We start from the raw sequence: 24,994 nt of genomic DNA, 5'->3' as shown, positions 1-24,994 counted from the left end.
ACATCGAGGAAGCTACCCCCGAGGTGACGGGAAGCGATCACGGGGGTGAGTCACGTGCATGACCCGCGCTCCACATTAGGGGAGGGGAGGGGTGGCCGGGAACTCTCAGGAACCATTCAGAGCATCGGATTTGCCAAACTTTTACTCTTTTTTGCCCAAAGTGATGCCGCGGCGACTTTTCAAAAGAACGTCATCATGGTAGTTACACCCGTGTAATTCCAATAGATGTATTTACCTGAACGTCCTCCGATATCGAAAAAGAAAGTGCGTTGAGTTTTCGGACAAAAGAAAAACCTCCGCCTAAGCGGAGGCTTTTCTGTGTGGTCGGGGTGACAGGATTTGAACCTGCGACCTCTTCGTCCCGAACGAAGCGCGCTACCAAGCTGCGCCACACCCCGAATAGAGCGCTCGAGCCTCGAAGGCCCTGCGAACCTCATCAACTATAGCGCCTCGCCTCGCTGCGAAGCGAATTGATGTGGCGTGATCGCCACCACCGTGCGGCGCGCCGGGCGCTAGGTGAGGCGAGGTTTGAGCGTGAGGAGCGTGACCTCGGGCCGGTTAGCAAACCGCATGTTGTAGAAGGGACTCGCGCCAATACCGCCACTGACGTGCAGCGGAACGCCTCGATGGAAACTGAGTCCTTTTGCCTGTGAGCGGTGAAGATCGCAATTCGTCACGATCGCGCCAAAATACGGAAGCGCAAGCTGGCCTCCGTGAGTGTGCCCCGCGAAAATGAGGTCGCACCCATCGTCAACAAACTGGTCGAGCACGCGCCTATAGGGCGCATGGGTGACGCCAATCTTGAAGGAAGGGCGAGTGGTCCTGGCGGCACACGCCGAATCTACCGGGGGGAACTCGTCGTGTTCGAGGTGAGGGTCATCGACCCCGACAACCTCGATATCGCAGCCCGGAAGTTCGATGAGAGTTCGAGCGTTCGAGACATTCGTCCATTCGCCAGCGGTTAATTTCGCCACGAGTCGGCCGACCTCGAGCGGCTCATTTTGAACGCCGTCGCGGAAGTTCTTTGGCCTGGGATCGCGAAGGAGATAGCGGAAAATGTTTCGCTTCCCTGCCGCGTATTTATCGTTGGAGCCGAGGGCCACAACCCCCGGGCGTTCGAGGAGCGGCGCGATATCGCGTGCGATGGCATCGATAGCACCTTCGCTCGCCACGTTGTCGCCGGTGTTGACGACAAGATCGGGCTCAAGCGAGGCGAGGCTTCGCAAAAATTCGCGTTTCTTCGTTTGTTCGGGGAGCAAGTGGGCATCCGACATATGGAGCACGCGGATTGGCTGGGCCCCGGAAGGGAGAACATGCAGGTCGAGTGCGCGGATTTCGAAAAGGTTGATCTCGATATGGCGGGCCCACACGTGGGCGGCCGCAGCGGTTCCGACGGCTGCAAGCGCGCCGGCGCCGCCAAGGAGAGGGAGTGGTTTCGCGCTAGTCACCGGGGTAGTACTCCTCGTATTCCACGTAGTCGTCGTAGTCCGGGTCCCCCGGGTAGACGTACCTGTACCCCGCGGGTGCTTCTTCTCGCGCGGGAGTCGATGCGGCGGCGCCAACGTCGGTCTCCGCTTCTTCCTGGGTGTCCTCCTGAGGTGCGCCACCCTGGTCGGGCGCGGGAGCCTGCTCGGGAGTCTGGGCAGGTGCGGGAGCGGGTGCACCCTCATCGCCCCCCTCACTCGAGCCGCGCGAATCCGGCGTTTGTGGTGCTCGCTGAACCCCCTGGGGCTTCGGCGGGAAGGGGATCGAGGGGAGTCCCTCGTGGGCCTTGATCATGAACTCTTGCCACGTGGGGAGCGAAACGGTGCTGCCCCACACGTTGCCAACGAGGCGCTGACCATCGACCTCCACGCCGGTGGGCCGACGATTCGCGGTGGGGTTGCCGAACCACACGGCGGTGGAGAGGTTCTTGGTGAAGCCTACGTACCACGTGTGGTACTGCCTACCGGAGGTGCCCGTCTTGCCACCCGCATCGTGGCCGGGGATTGTTTTACCTTTGCCGGTGCCCCTTGGATCCGAGAGGCCCTGCATGAGAGTCCACGCCACCGCATTGGCGACCTCCGGCTTGATGACCTGCGAGCACTGTGACTTTGTGAAGGGAAGTTCTTTCCCGTCGCGGCCAACCACCGTTTCGATCGCTTGCGGCTTGCAGTAATTGCCTTCCGCCGCGAAGGCGGCGTAGGCGGCGGCCATGCTCACGGCCGGAATATTGATCTCGCCGATCACCTGGGTTGCGGGTGAGAGATCTGCGCCGAAGATGTCGTTGACTGGCTTTTCTTTGTTGGCCGGGATTGAGTCGTCCCATTTGCCCGGAATTGCGCCTAGCGCGCGGGTCGTTTCCGCAATACTGCAGAGGTCTGTGCGTAGTGCGATGTTGGCATATGCGGTGTTGATCGAGAATTTGGTGGCGTCGAGGACGCTCATCGAGCCATGGATATCGCGACCCGAATCCTTGAGTCTCCACCCGGCCGGCTCGCGCCACTTGCCATGACGAAGGCATTTCGCAGGGAAGTCATTAAACGTGCCCGAGCCGCGGCCCACGGAGTCCCAAATCGAACCTCCGTTGCTGAGGAAGGTCGTGAGAACGAAGGCCTTAAAGGTCGAGCCAACGGGGAAGCCGTTGCCGCCGCCCAAGTACTTTGGCGCCGTATAGTTGAGCGAGGTTTCGCCCGGTTTCGCGTCCTTGTAAGGGTTGTAGGTGCGGTTTTGCGCCATGACGCGGATATTTCCCGTGCCTGGTTCAACGCTCACGATCGCGTGGCCGAAGCCCGACTCCGAATCAGCCGGAACCTTGCGATTGACGATATCTTCCGCCATCTTCTGACGTGCCGGATCAAGGGTGGTCTTAATCGTGAGGCCGCCCCCGTAGAGGAGTTTGCGGCGATCCTCTTTCGTTTTGCCAAAGGCTGGATCGTTGAGGAGCGTGCGGGTCACGTAGTCGCAGAAGAAACCGCTGCCGCCGGCAGTCGAGCAACCCGCCCGGAAATCGGTGACCTTGAGCATGTCTTCGATGGGCTGATTCTTTGCCGCTTCGTAGTCCTCTTGGCTGATATAGCCCAGCTGGTACATGTCGTGAAGCACCTGGTTGCGCCTCTTGGTGGCGTTCTTCGGATGCTTCACGGGGTCATTGCCGTTTGGTGAGTTTGTAATACCGGCGAGAAGCGCTGCTTCGCCCGGCGTAAGATCCGCAGCACTCTTCGAGAAGTAATGCTGCGCAGCAGTTTCGACGCCGTACTGGGAGGGCCCGAACTGTGCAACGTTGAGGTAGCCGTTGAGGATCTCGTCTTTGCTCCACTTTTTCTCGAGGGAGATCGCGATTTTGGCCTCGCGAAGCTTCCTGATGAGTGAGGATTCGGTTGCGGCCTGAATCGCTTCATCGTCACCGCGCTGGAAGGCGTCCATGAGCAGAGCGTTCTTCACGTACTGCTGGGTGAGGGTCGAGCCGCCCTGGAGGCTATTGCCCGCGAGGTTCGAGGCGAGTGCACGGAACGTGCCCTGGGGATCGAAGCCGTTGTGCTGATAGAAGCGGCGATCCTCAACGGCGACCACGGCGTGCTGAAGATCCTCATCGATTTTGTCGAGCGGAACCATGACGCGGTTCTCGGAGTAGAAGGTCGCCAGCAGGCTGCCGTCAGCCGCTTCGATGCGGGAGGCTTCGTTCAGCGGTGCGACATCGAGTTCGCTCGGGAGGGAATTAAAGAGGTTCACGCCGTCCTTCGCGGCTGCCGACATCGCGGTCACGACCGGAAGGAAGAAGGCGGCGAGCAGAATGCCCGCGAGGGTGCACACGGCGAGCAAACCGCCCACGCCGGTGAGCGCTTGGGTGAGAGTGGTGGTCGGTTCACCTGGATTGGAACGGACCAATGGCTCCTGCTGAGACTCTGGCATGCTCACACCCTACTAAGGGGAGGGCGCTCAGGGCAGTATCGCGCGTGTGAAAGTTGTGCGCAGGTGCCCGAATTGGGGGTCGCGTCACACTTTCATTAGTATGGGATCACGCCAAAATTCGAAGCGAGCTAATTCGGGAGGTGTGACAGTGAGCGTGAGCAGTGTTGACACGTTGCACGACACGCGTCATTGGGCATCGCAGGGCGCGTGCGCGAGCCTCAATCCGGAAGAGTTCTTCGTCCAGGGCGCCGATCAGCACAAGGCCAAAGTGGTGTGCCGTTCGTGCCCGGTCCTCAACCAATGCCTCGCCGATGCGCTCGACAATCGGATTGAGTTCGGCGTGTGGGGAGGCATGACCGAGCGTGAGCGCCGCCGCCTCCTTCGCGAACACCCGTCGATCACGTCGTGGCTGCCTGTGCTCGAGAACCGGAAAGGTTCAAGCACGCCCGGCTAAGCTGGGAGCATGGCTACGATTCAGAAATGGGAATATCTCACCACACCTCTGCTCATTCACAACACCAAGGCGATTCTGGACAATTTCGGCTCCGATGGCTGGGAGCTCGTCCAGGTCATCCAAGGCCCTCAGGGCCCCGAATCCCTCGTCGCTTATTTCAAGCGACCCATTAATGAAGGAGCCTGATTTCCTATGAGTACCGTCGAACAAAAGCTCAGTGAGCGCGGACTGCCCCTTCCCGAGGTGGCGAAGCCCGTTGCGGCGTACGTTCCGGCCGTTGTCACCGGAAACACCGTGCAGACCTCCGGCCAGTTGCCTCTCGTGGGTGGCAAGCTCGAGGTGACCGGCAAGGTCGGCGCCGACGTCGAGGCCGAGGTGGCGAAGAAGGAAGCCGAGAAGGCTACACTCAACGCTCTCGCGGCAATCAAAGCTGAGATCGGGGACCTCGATCGCATTACGCGCGTCGTGAAGGTTACCGGCTACGTGGCGTCGGCTCCCGAGTTCACGGCGCAACCCGGAGTGATCAACGGTGCGAGCGAACTGCTCGGTGACGTCCTCGGGGAGGCGGGCTCGCACTCGCGTGCCGCGGTGGGCGTTGCCGCGCTCCCGCTCGATGCTGCCGTTGAGGTCGACCTCCTCGTGGAGTTCCGCTAACGATGAACCGCGAGCCCGATTCTTCCGGCGTGCAGCTTTCGTGGGTGCTCGCCCCGAATTCAGGGCCGCGAACGCTTGACGGCACGCGCACCTATATCTTTACCGCTCAGCGCACCGTGTGGATCGTTGATCCAGGTCCCGCGGTGCGCGAGCACGCCCAAAGGGTGGTCGACGCGGTTGTCGCCACCGGTGCGCGGCGAGTGGGGGGGATCATCGTGACCCACCACCACGAAGGCCACACGGGTGCCACGTCGATGGTACGGCGAGCCCTCAGCTCCGCAACCGGCATCACCGTGCCGCTGTGGGCTGCCGAGCCCGCCCTCGTGCCCGGCGCGGCCCCCGTTCCGAGCGAGATCTCGCTCGACAGCCGCATCGTCGCCGACGTCATTCACCTCCCGGGCCACACGGCTGATTCGATTGGACTGCTCCTTGAGGGCGGTGAATTGCTCACGGGCGACACCCTCCTCAACGGCGCACCGACCGTTGTGGGCGAGGATTGCACGCTCCACGAATACCTTCAGTGCCTCAATATCATTCGCGTGATGTGTATGGACGGGCGCATCTCGGGTCTTTACCCCGGGCACGGGAAACCGATTGAAGCCCCCCACGAGGCGCTCGTTGCTTCCCAGGAGGCCCTCGCACATCGGCGCGAGAGACTCGAGCAGGTGAGGAAAGCGCGCGAGCGCGGTGTTCTCACGGTGCGGCGCATGTTCGAGGAAATTTACGGACATGATTACGCGGCCCTGCGTGAGGAGGGCGCGCGCAAGAGCGATCTCGAGAGCTTCCGAGAGGGTTCGGAGCGCAACATTCGCGCGGCGCTTGAATACATCACAGGTGCCGACCGGGCTTAGCCGCGCTCATGAGGCGAGAGCCGGAAGAAAAAGAAGGGAGCAAACCGCTAGGGGTTCGTTCCCTTCCTTTGTTGCAGAGTGTTTCGCGCGTTCCTTAGCGTGCGCGGCGGCGCAGACGCTCGATGTCGAGGAGCAGCACGGCGCGAGCCTCGAGGCGAATCCAGTTGCGGTGTGCAAAGTCGGCGAGTGCCTTGTTCACTGTTTCGCGCGAAGCGCCGACGAGCTGGGCGAGCTCTTCCTGCGTAAGGCCGTGCGAGACCATGATGCCCTCATCGCTTTGGCGGCCGAAGCGCTGAGCGAGGTCGAGGAGGTTCTTCGCGACACGGCCGGGAACGTCCGCGAACACGAGATCCGCGAGCGAATCGTTGGTCTTGCGCAGGCGGCGTGCGAGCGAAGCGAGGAGGTGGCGGGCTACCTCGGGGCGCTGGGCGAGCACACGGTAGAGGTCCTGCTGAGAGAGCGAGTAGAGGGTCGTCTCGGCAACGGCGGTTGCCGTGGCGTTACGCGGTGCCGGATCGAAAAGCGAAAGCTCGCCGAGAGTTTCGCCCGGGCCGAGCACAGCGAGAAGGTTCTCGCGACCGTCGCCGGAGGCGTGACCGACCTTAACCTTGCCGCTCGCGATGATAAAGAGGCGGTCGCCCTGGTCACCTTCGCGGAACACGACCGAGCCGCGGTGGAAGTCCTCCTGAGTCATCGAAGCGAGGACAGCCTGCTTGCCGTCGTCATCGAGCGCGGCGAATAGCGGTGCTGAACGAACGATGTTCTCGTCCACGGTTCCTCCTGTGGTTGCGCTGGTGTAGCGGAAATTTTTGGGGTGTGCGTTGCGCACACGCGTACTTCTTAACACTAATACCTGATTCGTGATCAGGCCTAGAGAAATCCGGAAACTTGCCGCGCGGTTTCTGCGTCCCTGGACACGAGTGCACAATGGCCTCATGAATTCGGGACTGAAGGACCAGGCAATTCCCGCGGTGGAGCGTGTCGATTTCGAGCTCGCGAAGCTCTATCCCGAGGCGCAATGCGAACTGAACTTTTCTACGGCGTTCGAACTTCTCGTGGCGACCGTGCTCTCGGCGCAAACCACGGACGCGCGCGTGAACGCCGTGACTCCCGAGCTGTTCGAACGCTGGCCACATGCGCAAGCGATGGCATCGGCGCCCGAGGAAGAGATCGAATCCATTGTGCGCCCACTTGGGATGGCCACGCGCCGCACCCGCCACGTGCAGGAGCTCTCCGCGCGCCTTGCCACAGACTTCGGCGGAGAGGTGCCCGACGATCAAAAGGCCCTCGAATCACTCGCGGGCGTGGGGCGGAAAACGGCGCATGTCGTGCGCGGAGTGTGGTTCGGTCACTCACTGCTCACGGTCGATACGCACGTGGGTCGACTTGCGCGAAGGCTCGGATGGAGTGAAAGCACCACCCCGCGCACGGTTGAGCGGGACGTGACGGCGCGTACCGAGTCCGACGGTTGCCGGGACCTCGTGGACCTCACGATGCTTTCGCACCGGTTGATCTTCCATGGGCGGAACCTCTGCACGGCGCGAAAACCTGCGTGTGCCCAGTGCCCGCTCGCGGCACTCGAGACTCCGTGCCCAAGCGCGTTCGCTCAGTAACGCGAAGGCGCGCCTTCAAAAGAAAGAAGCCCCGTGGCGGCACTGGCGTCGGACTCGAAAGCCCACCCGGTGAACCTTGGATATCGCACCGAGGTGACCTGTGCCGTGATGGCACCGCCTGCCCTTTTCCACGGCGGAACGCTCGCGATAGACTAGAGCCTGTTTCACGCGCGTGAGCGCTCGAGAGAAAAGGCGGAATCACTGTGCCGAACGGCAAGGTCAAGTTCTTTGACGCTGAAAAAGGCTTTGGTTTCCTCGTGAGCGAGGATGGCCAGAGCGTGTACGTGCATGCGTCGACCCTCCCCGAAGGGGTTCAGCAGCTACGCAAGGGCCAGCGCGTTGAGTTCGACATGGTCGATGGCAGCCGTGGCCCCCAGGCGCTCACCGTGCGCCTTCTCGATCCTGCACCGAGCATCGCTCGCGCACGTCGCGTCAAGCCCGAGGACATGGCCGTCATGGTCGAGGACCTCATCCAACTTCTCGACGGCGCCTCGAATGGGCTGCGCCACGGCCGCTACCCCGATAGGGGCCATGCGCAGAAAATTGCGACCGTGTTGCGTGCCGTCGCCGACAACTTTGAGGCTTAATTCATGACCTCCACCGCCCCCGCGAAGGCGCGCACGCGCGCTCCGAAGCTCGATGCCGTGTGCGCGGCCGCGATTGAACAGGCTGCCGCTGCCGTACTCGAGGTTGCCGAGCCCGATCAGGTTGGCGCGCACGTACGCGCCGAGGCAAGCGGTGAGCGCCTCGTGACGCACTTTTTTGAGGCGACGATGCCCGGGTACGCGGGGTGGACCTGGGTGGCCGTGCTCGCTCGTGCCCCGCGCGCGAAGGTCGCGACGGTGTGCGAAACGGCGCTCCTTCCAGGCGAAGAATCGCTTCTTGCCCCCGAATGGGAGCCGTGGTCCGAGCGTTTGCGCCCCGGCGACGTGGGCGAAAACGATGTGCTCCCCTACAACGCCGATGATGCGCGCCTCGAGCAGGGCTACGAGCAGACCGATGATCAGGAAGCCGACCGGGTTGCCGTGTGGGAGCTGGGGCTTGGCCGCAAGCGAGTGCTGTCACGCGAGGGTCGCGAGGACGCCGCGAAACGCTGGATGAGCGGCAACTTCGGGCCTCGTGAAGTCAGCAAGCGCGGGCGCAAAGGTACGGTGAAGGCGCAGTGCGCCTCGTGCGGTTTCCTCTCCCTGCTCAATGGTTCACTGCGTCAGGAGTTCGGCATTTGCACGAATGAGTGGTCGCCTGCCGATGGTCGCGTCGTGTCGCTCCAGTACGGCTGTGGTGCGCACTCGGAAACCGACGCTGAGAAACAGAGCATCGCGGGGGACCTACCCGAGAAGGTCCTCGACGAAGAAGCCGTGGACTACGAAGACCGGTTCGAGGAAAAGTCGATCATCGACGAGGCGCTCCTGAAGAAAGAGCAGGAAAAGCTCGCCGCGAAGAAGGCCACCGAGGAAGAGTAAAGAGGTTCAGCGCGCCGCGACGATCGCGGCGAGGAGCGCCTCGAGTGCGAGTTGCGGCGGCACGTTCATGCCGACCCGCTCGCGTGCCGTGCCCACGGCATCGAGGAGCGCGAGAGTCGTCTCCGGCGAGTGCACGCGCGTGCGCTCGCTCAGCTCGCGCTCAATGCCGGGGTTGACGAGTGGCGCGTCAGTTTCAAGCTGGAGCGCGAGCACGTCCCGAAGCACCGAGTGAATGTCAAGCAGATAGCGGTCGATGACGTCACGGACAAGCCGGGTTGCGCGCCGCTTCGCCTCGTCGTCGAGGGCCTTGACCTGGGCGCGAAGAGCTGGAGGGATGCGCCCGCCAGGTTCGATTCCAGCACCGCGCATAAACGCTTCGCGTTCGCGCGAACTCGCCTCGTCTGCTTCGGCGTGCGCCTCGGATTCGGCGCGTTCGATGAGCGTTTTCGCGAAGGCGATGGCGTGGCCGACGCTTGTGAGTGCAAGAAGCTTCCGCGCCGAATCCTCGCGCTCGGCAAGAGAATCGGGGTTCAGACCGTAGCGGCGGGCGATCCCGATGTGACCCTGGGCGCTCGCGGCAGCCCGGTGCGCAAGTTCGGGTGAAATCCCATCACGGTCGATGAGGAGCGCGGCGACGGCTTCGGGCGGGGGCACTTGGAGGTTGACGACGCGGCAGCGCGAACGGATCGTCTGCGCGAGGTCCTGGGGCGAGGGCACGCACAGCATCCATACGGTTCGCGGGGGCGGTTCCTCGATGGCCTTGAGGAGCACGTTGAACGTACCGGGGCTCATGCGGTCGGCGTCCTCGATGATGAGCACGCGGTGGCGGCCCGATGCTGGTGCGCGCTGCGCGGTTGAGACGAGCTCCCGAACTTCGTTCTTCGAAATGGTGAGAGTTTCGGTGCGCACGACAGTGACGTCGCCGTGGCTGCCCGCGAGGACGGTGCGGCATGGCTGGCACTCGCCGCAGCCCTGGCCGCTCACGGGATGATCGCACAAGAGACTCGCGGCGAAAGCACGTGCGATGCTCGAGCGACCGGAACCGGGCGGGCCCGCGATGAGCCACGCCTGGGCGAGAGAGCCCTCGGGCGAGGCCGCACGCGACAGCTGCGCGACCGCGGCTGCTTGGCCAACGACCGTGTCGTAGACGCTCACAGGAGCGAATCCGGTTCGGTAGTGCCCTCGACAGGATGCTCGGCCGCTCCGGTGAGGGTGTGGGCATTGACGCGAACCCAGTCCGCGAGGCGTTGCGTGATCTCGGCGTGGACGTCGTCGATCGACCGCGAAGCGTCGATCACGATCCACCGCTCGGGGTCGCGGCGTGCGAGATCGAGGAAGGCGGCACGTACGGCCTCGTGGAACTCGATGCCCTCGCGCTCGAGGCGATCGAGCGAGGCTTTCTCGCGGCGTTCGGCGAGAGCCTCGGGGGTGATGTCGAGGAGGAACGTGACATGGGGGAGGAGACCCTGGGCAGCCCACATGGAGAGCTCATACACATCGCTTGGATCGAGCGCGCGGCCCGCTCCCTGGTATGCGACGGAGGAATCGAGGTAGCGATCACCGATCACGATCCCGCCTGATTCGAGGGCTGGCCGCACGACGGTCTCGACGTGATGAGCGCGATCGGCAGCGTAAAGCAAAGCCTCGCTGCGGTCAGAAACGTGATCGGAGTGGAGGATCAGCTCCCTGATCTGGGCGCCGAGCGGACTCCCGCCCGGCTCCTTCGTCACGGTGACCTCGGCCCCCGCGAAAGGGGAGCTTCCGCTCCGAAGCCATTTTTCGAGCAGCGGAATTTGCGTGCTCTTGCCGCCTCCATCGCCACCCTCGAACGTCACGAAAAGGCCCGTGGGGGAAGGCGAAGCCGTGGCGGGAGTGAGAGGCGTGCGCGGTGCTGTGGGATCGATGCTCGACATGGCCCCATTGTCTCAGGTGCGCATGAGTGCGCCCCTTAGTTCTCCTCGCCCGGATAGCGCACGCCAACAATCTCACGCACGCGATCCATCACCTCGAGAACAGCGAGGGTGTCACGCTCGCCCCAGCGCTGTGATTCGAGCTTTCCCTCGCGAATGTTTCGCGCGGCTTCAGCGATCTCGAACGCCATGCCGTAGTTGCCGCCATCGGGATGCTCGGGAAGGGCGTAGGGGAGTGAATCCTCGTACGTGAAACGCTCGGTCACGTCTTCGCCGTTTTTCCCCGCTTCGAACTGGGTCACGGTAAAGGAATTCGGCACGAAGAACCACGAGTCCACGTCGATTTTGCCGCGTGTGCCGAGCACGTGCGCCTCGACCGAACTGCGCGCACCGAGCCCCGTGTGCACGGCGTAGACGGTGCGGCCCGAGAGACCCGAGATCGAGACCATCTCGTCGACCCCCGTTGCGGTGAGGGTTCCCGTGGCGTGCACCTGCGTCGGCGATCCCGCAGCCCAGTGTGCGAAGGCGAGCGGGTACACGCCGAGGTCAAGCAGCGCCCCTCCGCCAAGCTCAGGTGCGTATAGCCGATGCTCGGGGTCGAACGGAAAGTACTGGCAGTGATCGGCGATGACCGCGGTGACCTCGCCGATCACTCCCGACTCGATCACCTGACGAATCACGTCGTAGTGCGGCATGAAGCACGACCACATCGCCTCTTGTACGTACGCGCCCTTCTCACGTCCAAGGGCGAAAAGCTCGCGTGCCTGATCGGCGTTGAGCGTCATCGGCTTTTCAATCACAACCGGAATGCCCGCCTCGAGCACCTTCTTCGCAAGCGCGAAATGCTGCGCGTGAGGGGAGGCTACGTAGACGGCTTCGAGCCCCTCGTGGGCGAGGAACTCGTCAACGTTGGCATAGGCGTGGGCGTAGCCGGCGTCGGACTCAAAATCCCTCGCGAAAACCTGCGCGCGCTCGAGCGAGCGCGAGCACACGGCAACGAGGCGCGAGGCGGTGGCCGCGTGCATCGTGCCGATGAAGTTCCTGGCGATCCCGCCGGGCGCGATCACACCCCAGCGAAGGCCAGGTGCTTCGGCCGGATCGGGGACGGTAATGGCAGGCAGCGTCAGTGGTGCAGTCATGCAACCACCGTACGCCGGCTACCCCTATTTTTTCGAGGACTTCGCGCGCGAACTGGACTTTCGCGTCGTCTTCCGCTTCGCGGGGCCCTTCGCGCGCTTCTCCGCGAGACGCTCCACGGCGCGTTCATGCGTCATCGTCTCGGGCGATTCATCCTTGCGGAGCGTCACGTTGGTCTTGCCGTCCGTGATGTACATGCCGAAGCGGCCGTCCTTGATCACGATCGGTTTCTCGCTCGTGGGATCCACGCCGAGCTCCTTGAGGGGAGGCTTCGCCGCTGCCCGCCCGCGCCGCTTCGGCTGGGCGTAGAGCGCGAGGGCTTCCTCCTCGGTGATCGTGAACAGCTGCGCTTCGGTCTCGAGTGAACGAGAGTCCGTACCCTTCTTGAGGTACGGGCCGTAGCGGCCATTTTGCGCGGTGATCTCAACGCCCTCCGCGTCCTTCCCCACGACGCGGGGAAGCGAGAGGAGCTTGAGGGCGTCCTCGAGAGTGACGGTGGCGAGATCCATGTCCTTGAACAGTGAAGCGGTGCGGGGCTTCGGCTGCTTCGTTTTTGGAAGCGCCTTCGTTTCTTCGTCGAGCTCAAGGTTTTCCGTGACGTAGGGGCCGTAGCGGCCATCCTTCGCGAGGATCTCGAAGCCCGAATCAGGGTCGCGGCCAAGCACGCGACCGTCGTCCTTCGCGCGGGTCATGAGCTCTTCGGCCTTCTCGAGCGTGAGCTCATCCGGTGCGAGATCGGCGGGCACATTCGCGCGCTGAGGCGTATCGGAGCCCTCGACCGCACGCTCAATGTAGGGCCCGTACTGGCCCATACGCAGGTCGATACCGTTGCCGATCGAGACGGTGTTGATCGCGCGCGCGTCGATTTCGCCAAGGTTATCGAGCGTCGCCTTGAGGCCACCCTCGACGGGCGTATCGAAAGAGCCCGACTTGCCGTAATAAAAGTCGCTCAGCCAGTGCACGCGGTCGGTATTGCCCGCCGCGATGCGGTCAAGACCGGCTTCCATGTCGGCCGTGAACTCGTAGTCCACGAGCTTTCCGAAATGCTCCTCGAGAAGACGCACAACGCTAAAGGCGAGCCAGCTCGGCACGAGCGCCGTGCCCTTCTTCTCGACATAGCCGCGGTCTTGGATCACCGAGATTGTGGCGGCGTACGTGGAGGGACGGCCAATTCCGCGTTCCTCGAGTGCGCGCACGAGCGAGGCCTCGGTGTAGCGCGGCGGGGGAGTCGTCTCGTGCCCGTTCGGCGTGTACTCGGCAGCGGTGAGCTGCTGGCCTTCCTTCATCTGGGGGAGACGCTTATCTTTGCCGTCCTGCTCGGCATAGCGCGATTGGTCACGACCCTCTTCGTAGGCGGCGAGGAAGCCGCGGAATGTGATGATCGTGCCCGAGGCACCAAAGTGGGCGGTGCGCCCCTTGCCTTCAACATCGAGCGTGACCGACGTGGTCGTGCCCTTCGCGTCGGCCATCTGGGAGGCCACGGTGCGTTTCCAAATGAGTTCGTAGAGGCGGAACTCGTCGCCGCTTAGCTGGTTCGACACCTGCGCGGGCGTGCGGAAGTTCGAACCCGCCGGGCGAATCGCCTCGTGCGCTTCTTGCGCGCCCTGCGACTTGCTCGTGTACACGCGGGGGCGGTCCGGGACGTACTCGGCGCCGTACATTTCCTGGATCTGCGCGCGGCTCGCGCGAATTGCCTCACCGGAGAGCACGACCGAGTCGGTACGCATGTAGGTGATGTAGCCGTTTTCGTAGAGGCGCTGCGCGGTCGACATCGTGTGGCGGGCGCCCATGCGCAGCTTGCGGCTCGCCTCCTGCTGGAGGGAGCTCGTGGTGAAGGGAGCTGCGGGGCGGCGCGTGTAAGGCTTGGACTCGAGATTTCCGACGGTGGCCTTGGCCCCCTCGAGCGCTTCGATGAGAAGTTGTGCGCTTTCCTCGGTCAGGACGGTGACGTTTCCCTTGAGGCTCTTTTTCAGTTCGCCCTCGTCCGTGAAGTCACGTCCCGTGGCGACGCGCTGGCCATCAAGGGTGCGCAACTGCGCGGTGAACGCGGGCGTGTCGACGCTGCGGTCGCTCATTTCGGAGGTGATGAATTCGCCCGTCAGATCCCAGTACGAGGCGGACGTGAAGGCCATGCGCTCGCGTTCGCGCTCCACAACGAGACGCGTCGCGACCGATTGAACGCGGCCCGCGCTCGTGCCGCGGCGGACCTTGCGCCACAGCACAGGGGAGAGTTCGTAGCCCACGAGACGGTCGAGGATGCGGCGGGTTTCCTGAGCATCGACGAGCGGCATGTCGAGCTCGCGAGTCTCGGTGAGCGCCTTCTGGATGGCTTCCTTCGTGATTTCGTGGAAAACCATGCGGTACACGGGAAGCGATTTCTTCGGCTTGAGGGCCTCGAGAAGATGCCACGCGATCGCTTCACCCTCGCGGTCCTCATCGGTGGCGAGGTAGAGAGCATCGGCCTCTTTGAGGAGCTTCTTGAGCTCGGAGACGGTCTTTTTCTTGTCGGGGTTCACGACGTAGTAGGGCTCGAAGCCCTCTTCGACGTTGACGGCGAAGCGACCGTAGGGCCCCTTTTTCATGTCGGCGGGCAGCTCTTTGGGCAGGGGAAGGTCACGAATGTGCCCCACGGAGGCGGCGACCGTGAAGTCGTCCCCGAGGTATTTCCCGATGGTTTTCGCCTTCGCGGGGGACTCGACGATCACGAGGTTGCGAGCGCTCACTCGATGTACTTCCTTACTGCGGTGTGTGCGTGGCGGGAATATGGTGCCGCGCGGTTTGCCCTGAACCGTACCGTAACACTACGCGGCTTTTGGCTGCTCGACGATGTGGAGAAAGCCCCATTCGACGAGGGTACGCGTCGTGCGCATGATTGCGTCACGTGCAGCTTCGGCATGTTCGGCCTGGTCAGCGGCTTCGAGGAGGGAAGCGTAGGCCGTGAGGAACACGCTCAGCGGGTACTGACCGGTGAGGGGGCCGACGATGGCCGCGGTGTGGGTGTCAATCTGGAGCGTACGCCCGAAACCCCCGCCCTGGACAAGGTCGATCACCATGGGGTCCTCGTCACCGGGAGTGTAGTGGCGTCGCTCGATCACGTCGTCGGCGCGCGCGAGGACGAGTTCGCCGAGAGCGGCGTCGTCGAGCTGTGCAAGGTGCGCGCGTGCCCGAAGCATCTCCGCGTAACGGGGACCTAGGGGACCGGAGCCGGTGGTCTCGATGAAGGCGTAATGCTCGAAACGCTTCTCCCCGTCGCGAGGCTTCGTGAGGAGCACGTGGCCGAATCCGATGCCGGCGACGTTACGGGAGGCGAAGTCGTCGAGCCACGCGTTCGTCATGGGCGTCCAGCGCTCGTCGCGGTCGGTGACACCACCGTCACGCAGCCACGTCGAGGCATAGGACGCCGGATCCTCGATGTCGCGTTGAACAATGAGCGCGCTCGCACTCGAGTTTTCGAGCCATGTGCGCGGCCGCGCATCCCACTCGGCGCCCGCGGTGATCTCCCAGTTGGCGAGCATCGCGGCGATGCCGCCTGGCGCGAGATAGTCGTCGATTTCGGAAAGGAGGCTCGCCACGAGCGTGTCGCCCTCCGCGCCGCCGTCGCGATAGGTCCACGTTTCGGCGCCCGCCACGCGGGGCGTGATCACGAACGGGGGATTGGAGACGATGAGATCGAAGGTTTCGCCGCTCACGGGTTCGAGCATCGAGCCCTTGCGGGTCTCGATCACGTGACTCGCGGGCAGAGTGTCGTGATTGAGGGCGACATTGAACTCGGTGAGCGTAAGCGCACGTTCGGAGATGTCGGTCGCGACGACGTGCGCCGCGTGGCGGGCCGCGTGAAGCGCTTGAATGCCGCAACCGGTGCCGAGATCGAGGGCTCGAGTGACTTTCGTGCGCGGCGTGATCGCGATGAGAGTCGAGGTGGCCCCGCCGATACCGAGAACATGCTCGCCCTCCAGCGCGCGGCCCGTCGCGAGTTCGCCGAGATCGGAAACGATCCACCAGAGGATGTCGCCGAAATCATCGGTGGCCTGGTACGGGCGAAGATCGAACGTCGCGGTGAAAGCTGAGGCGGCGTCGGAATTTTCGCCGCCCACTTCCCGCACGAGGCCGAGCGCAAGAAGTCCCTCGGTGCGTACGTGCGGGAGTGCGCGGTCGAGTTCGGTGCGCGTAGCGGTGCGACCGAGCGTAAACAGGCGCATGAGGGTCGCGCTCGCGGTGCCGCTTTCGGCGAGCGGACCGAGCTCGCGCAACGCCGGGATCGGGTTTTCGCGCTCGAGCGCTGCCCGGGCGGGGGCACTGAGGATCTCGTCAATGCCGTCGGCGGTGTAGCGCGCCGAGGCGAGGTCGTCGCGCAGTCGCGCAAGGAGAACGGGGTCGATCGTGGGCGTCGGGGGAAGAGTGCTGCTTGTGTGTGCCGTGCTCATGCCTACCATTGTGGCGTACCGCGTGAGTGGAGCGAAGATGAGTGGAGGCGGCACGTGAAAGGCGAGGCTTTCGATGCGGAGCGCGCGCTCGCGCGCCTTTCGGCGCCACCGCATCGCACCGACTCGCTTAGATTCGTTGAACATCGCCCCGCGCGCGAGGCCCGCTTCGCCGAGTGGCCGCGATGGGTGAACTCTTCGCTGCGCACGTCTCTCGAAGCACACGGGGTTGAGCGGCCGTGGTGGCATCAAGCGCAGGCCGCCGAATTCGCTCACGCGGGCCGCGATACGGTCATCGCGACCTCAACTGCGTCGGGGAAGTCGCTCGGCTATCTCATGCCGGCGCTTACCGACATTCAAGCGCGCCGCGAGGACCCCGCGGCAAGGCGAGCGAGCGCCCTCTACATTGCCCCCACCAAGGCTCTCGCCTACGACCAGTTCACCTCGATTGAACGCCTCGCGCGCGGGGCGAATCTGAGGGAGGTTCGGGCAGCGGTGTTCGATGGCGACACCCCGCTCGACCAGCGGCGGTGGGTGCGGCGACACGCCAACCTTGTGCTCACGAACCCCGACATGCTCCACTACGGCATTCTCCCGGGCCACGAGCACTGGATTCCGTTCTTTCGAACGCTGCGCTACATCATCATCGATGAGTGCCACGTGTACCGCGGCGTGTTCGGGGCGCACGTCTCGATGCTTATGCGGCGTCTCGCGCGGGTCGCCGAGTACTACCGGGCGCATCCCACGTTCGTGCTCGCCTCCGCGACGAGTGCGAGCCCCGAGGTGAGCGCTTCGCGCCTCGTGGGCCGGAGCGTCACGGCTGTCACCGAGGACGGCTCGCCAAAGAATCCCCTCACGATCGCCCTGTGGGAGCCGGGCATCGCCGATCTTGACGAGGGGGAGGATGCCCGCGAGGCCGCACGCAGGGCGAAGGCGGAGCGCGAGCAGTCCGCAAAGGCCGGGGTGAAAGCTCACGTGGAGGTCCGACGGCGCCCAGCCCCCACCGAGGCGGGAGCCTTGCTCGGTGATCTCGTGTGTGAAGGGGCGCAAACGCTCGCCTTCACGCGTTCGCGGCGCTCAAGCGAGCTGGTCGCGAAAGGCGCACAGCGCGCGGTGAACGCCGCGGCGGAAGCGACCGGCTCCGCGTTGCTTGCCGATCGTGCGACGCGCATCGCGGCCTACCGAGGCGGATACCTTCCCGAGGAACGTCGCGCTCTCGAGCAGGCGCTGCGCTCGGGGGAGCTCGTGGGCCTCGCCTCCACCAATGCACTCGAGCTCGGCATCGACATTTCGGGGCTCGATGCGGTGCTCGTCACGGGATGGCCGGGAACGCGAGCATCGCTGTGGCAGCAATTCGGGCGTGCAGGGCGCTCTCACGGAGCTCACGCTCGCGATGCCCTCGCAATGTTTATCGCGCGCGAGGACCCGCTCGACACGTACGTGGTGCACCACCCCGAGATGATCGTTGGCGCCGAAGTCGAGGCCGCCGTGTTCGATCCCTCCAACCCCTATGTCATGACACCGCACCTGTGCTCAGCCGCGGCGGAGATCCCCATCCGCGATGGGGAGGAAGAGATCTTCGGCCCCACGAGCAGGGAGCTTCTCGAAAGCTTGGCGGCGCGGGGCATCCTCAGGCGTCGGCCTCACGGCTGGTATTGGACGCTTGACGAGCGGCCGCACGACCTTACCGACCTGCGGGGGAGCGGAGGTGAGAGGGTGAGGATCGTGGACGAAGCCAGCGGGCAGCTCATCGGTACGGTCGATGGCGCGAGCGCCCACCAGCACGTGCACGACGGCGCGGTGTACCTCCATCAGGGTGCGAGCTACGTCGTGAATCACCTCGATGTGGAGAACGCCGTCGCGATGGTGCGTCGGGAGAGCCCGCAGCACACCACCCAGCCGCAAGAGACCTCGTCGATCAGCGTGCGCCAGGTCGAGCGCAGCGAACGGTGGGGTGACATCGCCGTGTGCTTCGGGCAAGTCGAGGTCACCGACCAGGTCACCGGTTACCAAGTGCGTGACATCTACACCTCCGCTGTGCTCGGCGAACACCCGCTTGATCTGCCCGCGCGCACCCTCGCGACGAAAGCCGTGTGGTTCGAGATCCCCGCCGACCTTCTCCACGCGTGGGGCCTCGAGGAGGCCGACTTCCCCGGCGCCCTGCACGCGGCCGAGCACGCCCAAATCGCGATGCTTCCCCTGCTCGCAACGTGCGACAGGTGGGACATCGGCGGCGTGTCTACCGCTCTGCATGCCGATACCGAAAAACCCACGATCTTTGTGTACGACGGCGCGCAAGGCGGAGCCGGCTTTGCCGAACGCGCCTACGAAAGCGCCCCCGCATGGGTTCGTGCGACCGCCGACATGGTCGAGGCGTGCGAATGCGAGGCGGGCTGCCCCGCATGCATTGTGTCCCCGAAATGCGGCAACGGTAACGACCCCCTCAGCAAGGCGGGTGCGCTCACGGTTCTGCGGGAGCTGGGCCGGCACGCGCCAACTCGGTGAGGCTTTGAGCCCCGAGTAGCGGGATGTGCACCCTTACGGCGACCGCTATCCGCGCCTCGAAACCTTGCGTCTCGCAGCTTTCGAGAATCGTTCCGTGCTTCTCGGCGACCTCAAGGGCAACTGCACATGCCTCGCCGGCGGCGCCACCACCTGCGAGCGCATCAGCGGCCGAAAGCGCCGAAAGCTCGGCGGCTGAGGCGGCTAGCGACCGGCTTTGATGGACTATTCCGAGCGTGACGAGCACGGTGAGGATGGCGGAGGTAATCGCGATGGCCCCGAGTGCGGTCACGGTAGCGTTGCCACGCTCCTCGCTGAGGCGTGCCCTCACGGCCCGTTCCTTACCAGATGCGGCTCGAGTCGCGTGTGAGCGCTGGCCTCAAGCGGAAAGGTCATACCGAGAACGGGCCCGCCCACGCGCCAGGTGGCATGAGCATTGACCGTGACCCAATCGCCGCTTGTGCTGATGTTGAATGATGCCCCGTCACCGCTCACGACTTTCGCCTTCGCGATCGCTCCCTGGGGATCTGCGGAGATCATCATTTCCCTCGCCGCGGTGCGAGCGCCTTCTGATAACCGTGCGTGGCTCACGAAGAGCCCTCCGAGTGAGACGATCAGTGCGAGAAGAGCGAAGACGGCGATGAGCACCACCGCCGTCTCCGCCGTGGCCGCACCGGAATCCGCTCGAAGTGCTCGCCTAAGCGGTCGGGCACGTTGCTCGGTTTCCGGTACCATGCTCAGCTCGCCGAGTGGAGGGCGCCCTGGATAATGCTCGTGAGAATGCCCTGCATTTCGCCGCTCGTGAGCACGGCGAACAAGAGCGCGGCAAAAGCACACGCAGCGACGATCGTGACTGCATATTCTGCGGTCGTCGCTCCCGTGTCATCCGCGAGAGTTTCACGAAGTGAGGCGCTATTCGGCTTGGTGTGAGTAGTCGTATCGGTCATTGATGTATCCCCCTTCAAGGATTCTTCTGTGCTGCGCAACGGCGGTCGCCGCGCGCCTACGGCCAGATGCGGCCGAAGTGTGTGGTGACGAGATCCGTAATGATCGGGACAATTCCGAGCAACACGAATGCGGGCAAGATCGTGATTCCCGTGGGAAGAACGAGACGCACGGCGAGTTTTGCGGAGGCCTCGTCGACCTCGCGCACGCGTGCACGGCGTCGATCGCGCGTGACGGCAGAAAGGATCGGCGCAAGACGAGCGCCTGTGGCGTGGGAGAGGCTGGCGGCGCTCGTGAGCACCGCTAAGTCTCCTTCGAGCGTGGAAAGCGCGCCTTCGGGTGGCATGCCGCGAGCGAGAGCGCGCCCCGCCTCGAGAAGCGCGGGACCCGGGGGCGTGTTCTCGAGGGCTTCGCCTATGCGCATGCAGGCCGACGAAAGCGGGATCCCTGAGTGGACGACGCTCGCGATCAAATCGATCACGATGAGCGGATCGATTTCGGCACTCACGCCGCGCGCGACGGCGAGCATGCGGTTCATCCACGCGAAACCAATCGCGGTGAGCAGCACACCGGTGCTCAGCATGAGCATGCCGTGCCTCGACGTGAGAAGCACTCGCAACGGATCCGCGCCCATGGCATAACCGAGGCCAATCGCGAAGAGTGGCAATACCATGAGAACGCGAGCTGTGCTCTTCGCGCCCGCGAAGGCGGCGCTGCGGGCCCGGGCAGCGTCGGAAGAATCGCGAAGCCCGTTCGCGAGCGAAGTGAGCAAACCCGAAAGCGGCGCCCCCGTGCTCTCACACATCACGTGACAGAGCACAACCGCACGCACCGCTTCCCGAGGAGCGTTGAGAGCGCCGTTCATCCGCTGCACAAGTGCTGGTGGGATACGGGCCATCGTTTCGGCGAACTGCTTCTCACGCGGCGTACGCGTGGCTTTTGCGACCGCCAACCACGCGTGCGGCGCCGTCACGCCAGCCCCGAGTGCCATCGCCACGTGGTCGAGCAGCCCAGCGAGGGCATCGTCCGAGAGTAACGCTCCGCTTTTCATAGGGCGCCTCCCTGTGCGAGTCGAGCCTCGAGCGCATCGAAAGCCGGGAACCGACGCTCTCGTGCACCAAAGCTCACCGCTGGAACACACTCGAGTCGCCCATCGCCCCCGCGTTGCAGGAGGGCAATCGTGGAAAGCGCACGACCATCGGGTGAACGGTGCATGTGTAACACGACAGTGATCGCCGAAAGAGCCTGTGAGGCGAGCGCGAGCGGATCGAGTCCAGCGAGAGCCCCGAGGGCCTCGAGCCTCGCGGGAACGTCCGCTGCGGTATTCGCGTGAAGGGTTCCGCACCCGCCCTCGTGCCCCGTGTTGAGTGCCTGGAGGAGCTCGCGGATGTCCTCTCCACGGCATTCGCCCACGACAATGCGGTCGGGGCGCATTCTCAGACACTGCCGGATCAAGGTCGCGAGGTTAATCTCGCCCATGCCCTCGGCATTCGCGTGACGCGCCTGGAGGTGAACCACGTGCGGGTGCGCGGGTCGCAGTTCGGTGGCGTCTTCCACGATGATGACCCGCTCGCGGGGGTCCACGGCACCGAGCATCGCCCCGAGCAAAGTCGTTTTCCCGCTACCGGTGCCGCCGCTCACAAGAAAGGAGAGACGAGCGTGAATAATCGCCTCAACAAGTGCCCGCCCGGACGGTGTGAGTGTGCCCGAGGCTTCGAGGGCCATCAGTGAGAAGGGGAGGGCCGCGGCGCGCCTCAGGCTTATGCTCGCACCGCCCGCCGAAAGCGGGGGGAGCATACCGTGGAAGCGGAGGTTGCCGGGAAGCTGCGCATCGGCCCACGGCATCGCGTCGTCGAGGCGGCGGTTCCCGAGCGAGGCAAGTCGGGTCGCGAGAGCACGCGCCTCGCTCGCGGTGAGCGTGAGATCAGTGCGCTCGAGTCCGTGAGCTGAATCCACCCACACGCTGCCGTCGGGATTCACGAGAATGTCGCTCACTCCCTCCGCGGCGAGGGTATGCAGGGGCCCGAGGCCTTCGAGATGATGGCGCACCTGATCGGTGAGCTCGAGAAGCCCTGCGCGATCGAGGATGAGACCGTGGGCCTGGGCAATGCGTGAAATGCGGCGCGCATCGATTGTGCCTGGCTCCTCCCGCAGTGATTCGTGCACGCGAGCGAGGAGTTCGTCGGTGAGGATCATGATTGCACTCCGGAAAATCGGGATCCCGCAAGCGTCGCGAGGAAACGTGAGCACGCGGCCTCGATCCCTTTGCGGTCGCGATCGAGACCGGGAACGAAACCCTCGCGTGCGCTCCGGTAGCTGAGCATGACGGGAAGCCCGAAGTGGTCGGCGATGTCGCGCGCACGGTAGGCCTCGCCGCGCCGGCGAGTGCGCAGGGCGATCCCTATGCGCGTGCGTGGATGTGCCTCGCGCAGAGCCTCGAGGGTACGCTCGGTCGCGGCGAGGGCGTGTTCGCTCGGGTGGAGCGAGACGAGGGCGATATCGGGACTGAAATGCGCTGCGACTCCGGCCCGCAGTGGCGCGTCCAAAATGAGCGTGCCGGGTGCGGCGCGCAGGCTTTCGAGCGCCTGCACATTCACCGTTTCACCGGGGGTACGAGCGAAGGTGAGAAGACGGTAGCCGTCAACGAGAGGGAGAGCCTCAACTAGCACCTGAGCATCCGTCGTGCCTCCTGCCCCGCCCAGGTCGCTCCACCGCGCACCCTCCACGTGTCGAGCCTGCACGAGCGTGTCGATTCCGCCGCCATGCGGATCCGCGTCCACAAGCGTGGCTGGGGCGCCCCGCTTCGATGCGGCGAGAGCGAGTGCGACCGCGAGGGAGGTGGCTCCCGCCCCGCCGTGCCCCGGAAGACACGCGAGGATACGGCTTTCCTCCGAGGACGCGGCGAGTGCGGAAAGGTCGCCGAGAAGTTCGGCCGACTCCGACGGCAGGGTGCGAAGAGCGCGTGCACGGTGGTCGAGAGCCCGCTTGTATTCGTGCGAGCGGGGTTCGCCTTCGCAGACGGCGATGAGAGGTAGAGCGGGGAAGGCTTCGGTGGCCTTTTCCAGGAGGGAGACCTCGCACACGACTGCGCGCACGTGCCCGCGCGGGAGGTCTGCTGCGGCGAAGTCAAAGCCTGTTGCTTGGATGAGATCGCGCACGAGAGTTTCGAGGGAGAAGTTTTCGCCGAGCCACGCGATAGCGTCATGCGAAGGCTCGTGCGGGGCAAATGGGGTTTCGCCGGCTACGCGACTCACGAAAATGGAAGCGTTGCGGCGCCCGTGTGCGACTCGAGGGAAGGCATGTGTCATGCCTCTATGTTTCGCGGCACAGAAGGTCCGTTCTAGGGCCAGCCCAATCTTGTGGAGCGGAGCGTGATGTGGAGTGCGAGCGGAGAGGCGAAATTTTTTCCCGGCGAGGGTTGCGTGGGTCACAATGAGTGTGTAGAGTGGTGGGCATCACAAAGCAAGGGAATGATTCGAAACCCACGTGCGAGTGGTCCACGTTTGGACCGGTGCGGATTCGTCGAAAGCGGATACCACACCACCAAGTGCACGCTTGATCCCGGATCGGCCCCGGGAGGCGCTCGAAAGGGCGCCTCCTTTTTGGCTCGATTCTCTCCCCCACACTCCGCTTCTCTCACGGTCATCGCCGCGCACAAGCACGAAAGAGGAACGCGCCTATGCAGGAAGCAGCGCTCATGCGCGCTAAGCAGCCCTCCGAGGGGCCGCTCAAGGCACCCTCCGTTTCCGGTGTGGAATCGGGCTGGCATATCGACCCCATAACGCTGCGCCCCGTGATCGACGACCTCGAAGCCTTCGAGCGAGAATTCGCCCACGACTATGCGCGAGAGGTGATTCGGGCCTTGTGGAGCGGTGACCCCGTGACGGCTCGCGAGCGCTGCGAAGTCATGCTCGCTGAGCGCCCGTCATCGGTGCGCTTGCGGGCGATCCTCGCCGATTGTCGCAGAGACCTCGGTGAAACCGATCAGGCGATTGCCGACTATCGCGTGCTGCTCGAAGAGTGCCGCGGCACCGCGTGGGAGTCCGTTCTCCATCAGCATCTCGGCAAAGCGCTCTTCACGGCCGGCCACTACGACCTCGCCTTGACGGCCTTCGCGCAGGCTTACGAGCTGCGCGTTTTTACGGGCGCACACCCGAGCCTCATTGACTCGAGCATGGTCGCGATGTCTCGTACCCAGCACATGCTCGAGATTCAGCACCGCGCGCGGCGGCGTCACTAACGGGGCTGCGGGAGGTTTTCGACGCTCGCTTTGGCCTCACCGCTCCTAGAGGTGCACGTCGACGATCACGGGCGCGTGATCGCTCGTCGACTTTTCCGCACGTTCGGCGAGGTCGATCATCGCCCCGGTCGTAGCCTCGTGCACGGCGGGCGAGCCGAAGAGGAAATCGATGCGCATTCCCTGCTTTTTCGCAAACTTGAGTCCCTTGTAATCCCAGTAGGTGAAGGTGCCCGGGGCATCGAGCCAGTCGCGCGTGAGGTCGGTGTAGCCGGCCTTTTCGATCGCGGCAATTGCCTCGCGTTCGGGTGCACTCACGTGGGTTTTGCCTTCGAACGCCGCGATGTCCCACACGTCGGCATCGGTCGGGGCAACGTTGAAGTCGCCAGCGAAGAGCGTCGCCGAACGCTCTCCGGAATCTTCGCCGGGACCGCTCGGAGTGAGACGCGCAGCGCCGTACTTTCGAAGAGCCTCGAGCCACGCGAGCTTGTAGGGGTAGTGCGGATGGTCGAGTTCGCGTCCGTTCGGAATATAGAGGCTCCACAGCTCGAGAGGCTTCGAATCGCGGGCGGCCTCGCCCACGACAGCGCCGATCGCACGTGCTTCCACCACGGCATCGGCTCCCTCGCCCCACGTGGGAAGGGAAGGGAGCTCGCGGCGCACCTCGCGAAGGCCCACGCGTGAGGCGATGGCCACGCCGTTCCACTGGTTCAGGCCGTGGGCGGCAACCTCGAAGCCGCGCTCGGTGAGGCCGCTGAGGTCAAGCTGCTCGGGTTTGGCTTTGATCTCCTGGAGTGCGATGACGTCGATATCGCGGCGATCAATGACCTCGAGAAGCCTCGGCATGCGCGCGCGAAGAGAGTTGATGTTCCAGGTGGCGATTCGCATGTGCCCATCCTATGGGTGCACGAAGGTT

The 24,994-nt window shown here is 64.3% G+C and carries 24 protein-coding genes and 1 tRNA gene; 9 read left to right on the top strand and 16 right to left on the bottom strand.

The genetic code is table 11. From position 1 onward, the window contains the following. Positions 1–321 precede the first annotated feature (321 nt). From NBW56_RS04855 to NBW56_RS04845, 3 genes are all read right to left on the bottom strand, one after another. Positions 322–398 (bottom strand) — tRNA-Pro (locus tag NBW56_RS04855). Positions 399–512: 114 nt separating this feature from the next. Next, positions 513–1,448 carry a metallophosphoesterase gene (locus tag NBW56_RS04850; protein ID WP_250258180.1) on the bottom strand — a complete coding sequence of 312 codons (936 nt, stop codon included), beginning with the start codon at positions 1,446–1,448 and terminating at the stop codon, positions 513–515. Further along, complete coding sequence (locus NBW56_RS04845) at positions 1,441–3,891, bottom strand: transglycosylase domain-containing protein (protein ID WP_250258179.1); 2,451 nt, start codon at positions 3,889–3,891, stop codon at positions 1,441–1,443. The genes NBW56_RS04850 and NBW56_RS04845 overlap by 8 nt, the downstream gene beginning before the upstream one ends. 148 nt (positions 3,892–4,039) lie before the next feature. Here NBW56_RS04845 and NBW56_RS04840 point away from each other — a divergent pair, with 148 nt between their 5' ends. The 4 genes from NBW56_RS04840 to NBW56_RS04825 are packed head-to-tail and all read left to right on the top strand — an operon-like array spanning position 4,040 to position 5,850. Continuing rightward, positions 4,040–4,345 (top strand): WhiB family transcriptional regulator, encoded by a 306-nt coding sequence (locus NBW56_RS04840; RefSeq protein WP_082991175.1) that lies wholly within the window; start codon positions 4,040–4,042, stop codon positions 4,343–4,345. Positions 4,346–4,354: 9 nt separating this feature from the next. Next, positions 4,355–4,531 (top strand): Sp36 family protein, encoded by a 177-nt coding sequence (sp36, locus tag NBW56_RS04835; RefSeq protein WP_150332685.1) that lies wholly within the window; start codon positions 4,355–4,357, stop codon positions 4,529–4,531. Positions 4,532–4,537: 6 nt separating this feature from the next. Continuing rightward, a complete protein-coding gene (locus NBW56_RS04830; RefSeq protein ID WP_250258177.1) occupies positions 4,538–4,999 on the top strand; it encodes a RidA family protein in 462 nt (153 codons plus the stop codon). Between the two features lie 2 nt (positions 5,000–5,001). Further along, the gene (locus tag NBW56_RS04825) at positions 5,002–5,850 is read left to right on the top strand and encodes an MBL fold metallo-hydrolase (protein WP_250258176.1); all 849 of its coding nucleotides are present in this window, start codon (positions 5,002–5,004) and stop codon (positions 5,848–5,850) included. 94 nt (positions 5,851–5,944) lie between these two features. Here NBW56_RS04825 and NBW56_RS04820 read toward each other — a convergent pair whose 3' ends face one another. After that, positions 5,945–6,622 (bottom strand): Crp/Fnr family transcriptional regulator, encoded by a 678-nt coding sequence (locus tag NBW56_RS04820; protein ID WP_065248830.1) that lies wholly within the window; start codon positions 6,620–6,622, stop codon positions 5,945–5,947. 163 nt (positions 6,623–6,785) lie between these two features. Here NBW56_RS04820 and NBW56_RS04815 point away from each other — a divergent pair, with 163 nt between their 5' ends. From NBW56_RS04815 to NBW56_RS04805, 3 genes are all read left to right on the top strand, one after another. Next, a complete protein-coding gene (locus NBW56_RS04815) occupies positions 6,786–7,463 on the top strand; it encodes an endonuclease III domain-containing protein (protein ID WP_250258175.1) in 678 nt (225 codons plus the stop codon). A 203-nt stretch (positions 7,464–7,666) separates the two neighbouring features. Then, positions 7,667–8,050 (top strand): cold-shock protein, encoded by a 384-nt coding sequence (locus NBW56_RS10135; RefSeq protein ID WP_284346091.1) that lies wholly within the window; start codon positions 7,667–7,669, stop codon positions 8,048–8,050. A 3-nt stretch (positions 8,051–8,053) separates the two neighbouring features. Further along, positions 8,054–8,926, top strand: coding sequence for a DUF3027 domain-containing protein (locus NBW56_RS04805; RefSeq protein WP_250258174.1), 873 nt, complete (start codon positions 8,054–8,056; stop codon positions 8,924–8,926). Between the two features lie 6 nt (positions 8,927–8,932). Here the strand turns inward: NBW56_RS04805 and NBW56_RS04800 are convergent, their stop codons facing one another. The 5 genes from NBW56_RS04800 to NBW56_RS04780 form a co-directional block, all read right to left on the bottom strand. Beyond that, a complete protein-coding gene (locus NBW56_RS04800; protein ID WP_250258173.1) occupies positions 8,933–10,081 on the bottom strand; it encodes a DNA polymerase III subunit delta' in 1,149 nt (382 codons plus the stop codon). Beyond that, positions 10,078–10,839, bottom strand: coding sequence for a dTMP kinase (gene tmk, locus NBW56_RS04795; RefSeq protein ID WP_250258172.1), 762 nt, complete (start codon positions 10,837–10,839; stop codon positions 10,078–10,080). Before tmk ends, NBW56_RS04800 begins: the two co-directional genes overlap by 4 nt. A 35-nt stretch (positions 10,840–10,874) precedes the next feature. Then, a complete protein-coding gene (locus NBW56_RS04790) occupies positions 10,875–11,975 on the bottom strand; it encodes a Gfo/Idh/MocA family protein (protein WP_250258171.1) in 1,101 nt (366 codons plus the stop codon). Positions 11,976–11,999: 24 nt separating this feature from the next. Further along, positions 12,000–14,696 (bottom strand): type I DNA topoisomerase, encoded by a 2,697-nt coding sequence (topA, locus tag NBW56_RS04785; protein WP_250258170.1) that lies wholly within the window; start codon positions 14,694–14,696, stop codon positions 12,000–12,002. 78 nt (positions 14,697–14,774) lie between these two features. Beyond that, positions 14,775–16,397, bottom strand: a complete 1,623-nt coding sequence (locus tag NBW56_RS04780) for a DUF7059 domain-containing protein (protein ID WP_250258169.1) — start codon at positions 16,395–16,397, stop codon at positions 14,775–14,777. 54 nt (positions 16,398–16,451) lie between these two features. Between NBW56_RS04780 and NBW56_RS04775 the strand changes: the two genes are divergently transcribed. After that, positions 16,452–18,899 carry a DEAD/DEAH box helicase gene (locus tag NBW56_RS04775; RefSeq protein WP_250258168.1) on the top strand — a complete coding sequence of 816 codons (2,448 nt, stop codon included), beginning with the start codon at positions 16,452–16,454 and terminating at the stop codon, positions 18,897–18,899. On the opposite strand, the gene NBW56_RS04770 is transcribed toward NBW56_RS04775, so the two are convergent. From NBW56_RS04770 to NBW56_RS04745, 6 genes are read right to left on the bottom strand one after another with little or no spacing between them, the layout of a single operon-like run. Next, entirely contained in the window at positions 18,856–19,227 is a 372-nt protein-coding gene (locus NBW56_RS04770; RefSeq protein WP_250258167.1) for an Rv3654c family TadE-like protein, read from the bottom strand. The two genes, NBW56_RS04775 and NBW56_RS04770, sit on opposite strands and share 44 nt — an antisense overlap. Further along, positions 19,224–19,631 carry a TadE/TadG family type IV pilus assembly protein gene (locus NBW56_RS04765; RefSeq protein WP_074298304.1) on the bottom strand — a complete coding sequence of 136 codons (408 nt, stop codon included), beginning with the start codon at positions 19,629–19,631 and terminating at the stop codon, positions 19,224–19,226. Before NBW56_RS04765 ends, NBW56_RS04770 begins: the two co-directional genes overlap by 4 nt. 2 nt (positions 19,632–19,633) lie before the next feature. Beyond that, entirely contained in the window at positions 19,634–19,843 is a 210-nt protein-coding gene (locus NBW56_RS04760) for a DUF4244 domain-containing protein (protein ID WP_065248421.1), read from the bottom strand. A 56-nt stretch (positions 19,844–19,899) separates the two neighbouring features. Beyond that, positions 19,900–20,892, bottom strand: coding sequence for a type II secretion system F family protein (locus NBW56_RS04755; protein WP_250258166.1), 993 nt, complete (start codon positions 20,890–20,892; stop codon positions 19,900–19,902). Continuing rightward, positions 20,889–22,037 carry a TadA family conjugal transfer-associated ATPase gene (locus NBW56_RS04750; protein ID WP_250258165.1) on the bottom strand — a complete coding sequence of 383 codons (1,149 nt, stop codon included), beginning with the start codon at positions 22,035–22,037 and terminating at the stop codon, positions 20,889–20,891. The genes NBW56_RS04755 and NBW56_RS04750 overlap by 4 nt, the downstream gene beginning before the upstream one ends. Beyond that, positions 22,034–23,149, bottom strand: a complete 1,116-nt coding sequence (locus NBW56_RS04745; RefSeq protein ID WP_250258164.1) for a CpaE-like family protein — start codon at positions 23,147–23,149, stop codon at positions 22,034–22,036. Before NBW56_RS04745 ends, NBW56_RS04750 begins: the two co-directional genes overlap by 4 nt. 371 nt (positions 23,150–23,520) lie before the next feature. Between NBW56_RS04745 and NBW56_RS04740 the strand changes: the two genes are divergently transcribed. Next, positions 23,521–24,081 (top strand): tetratricopeptide repeat protein, encoded by a 561-nt coding sequence (locus NBW56_RS04740; protein ID WP_250258163.1) that lies wholly within the window; start codon positions 23,521–23,523, stop codon positions 24,079–24,081. Between the two features lie 45 nt (positions 24,082–24,126). On the opposite strand, the gene NBW56_RS04735 is transcribed toward NBW56_RS04740, so the two are convergent. Then, a complete protein-coding gene (locus tag NBW56_RS04735) occupies positions 24,127–24,966 on the bottom strand; it encodes an exodeoxyribonuclease III (protein ID WP_150332710.1) in 840 nt (279 codons plus the stop codon). Positions 24,967–24,994: the final 28 nt, after the last annotated feature.

Origin of the sequence: Dermabacter sp. Marseille-Q3180 (genome assembly GCF_940792985.1) — a bacterium.
GTDB lineage: Bacteria > Actinomycetota > Actinomycetes > Actinomycetales > Dermabacteraceae > Dermabacter > Dermabacter vaginalis.
This window is presented reverse-complemented; position numbering and strand designations above follow the sequence as displayed.

What these genes read in the sequence shown, in the direction of transcription:
- tmk (WP_250258172.1), bottom strand. Translation starts at nt 10,839, where the DNA reads ATGTCGAGCATCGATCCCACAGCACCGCGCACGCCTCTCACTCCCGCC.
- NBW56_RS04805 (WP_250258174.1), top strand. Translation starts at nt 8,054, where the DNA reads ATGACCTCCACCGCCCCCGCGAAGGCGCGCACGCGCGCTCCGAAGCTC.
- sp36 (WP_150332685.1), top strand. Translation starts at nt 4,355, where the DNA reads ATGGCTACGATTCAGAAATGGGAATATCTCACCACACCTCTGCTCATT.
- NBW56_RS04845 (WP_250258179.1), bottom strand. Translation starts at nt 3,891, where the DNA reads ATGCCAGAGTCTCAGCAGGAGCCATTGGTCCGTTCCAATCCAGGTGAA.
- NBW56_RS04755 (WP_250258166.1), bottom strand. Translation starts at nt 20,892, where the DNA reads ATGAAAAGCGGAGCGTTACTCTCGGACGATGCCCTCGCTGGGCTGCTC.
- NBW56_RS04740 (WP_250258163.1), top strand. Translation starts at nt 23,521, where the DNA reads ATGCAGGAAGCAGCGCTCATGCGCGCTAAGCAGCCCTCCGAGGGGCCG.
- NBW56_RS04745 (WP_250258164.1), bottom strand. Translation starts at nt 23,149, where the DNA reads ATGACACATGCCTTCCCTCGAGTCGCACACGGGCGCCGCAACGCTTCC.
- NBW56_RS04760 (WP_065248421.1), bottom strand. Translation starts at nt 19,843, where the DNA reads ATGACCGATACGACTACTCACACCAAGCCGAATAGCGCCTCACTTCGT.
- NBW56_RS04735 (WP_150332710.1), bottom strand. Translation starts at nt 24,966, where the DNA reads ATGCGAATCGCCACCTGGAACATCAACTCTCTTCGCGCGCGCATGCCG.
- NBW56_RS04765 (WP_074298304.1), bottom strand. Translation starts at nt 19,631, where the DNA reads ATGGTACCGGAAACCGAGCAACGTGCCCGACCGCTTAGGCGAGCACTT.
- NBW56_RS04825 (WP_250258176.1), top strand. Translation starts at nt 5,002, where the DNA reads ATGAACCGCGAGCCCGATTCTTCCGGCGTGCAGCTTTCGTGGGTGCTC.
- NBW56_RS04790 (WP_250258171.1), bottom strand. Translation starts at nt 11,975, where the DNA reads ATGACTGCACCACTGACGCTGCCTGCCATTACCGTCCCCGATCCGGCC.
- NBW56_RS04750 (WP_250258165.1), bottom strand. Translation starts at nt 22,037, where the DNA reads ATGATCCTCACCGACGAACTCCTCGCTCGCGTGCACGAATCACTGCGG.
- NBW56_RS04780 (WP_250258169.1), bottom strand. Translation starts at nt 16,397, where the DNA reads ATGAGCACGGCACACACAAGCAGCACTCTTCCCCCGACGCCCACGATC.
- NBW56_RS04830 (WP_250258177.1), top strand. Translation starts at nt 4,538, where the DNA reads ATGAGTACCGTCGAACAAAAGCTCAGTGAGCGCGGACTGCCCCTTCCC.
- NBW56_RS04815 (WP_250258175.1), top strand. Translation starts at nt 6,786, where the DNA reads ATGAATTCGGGACTGAAGGACCAGGCAATTCCCGCGGTGGAGCGTGTC.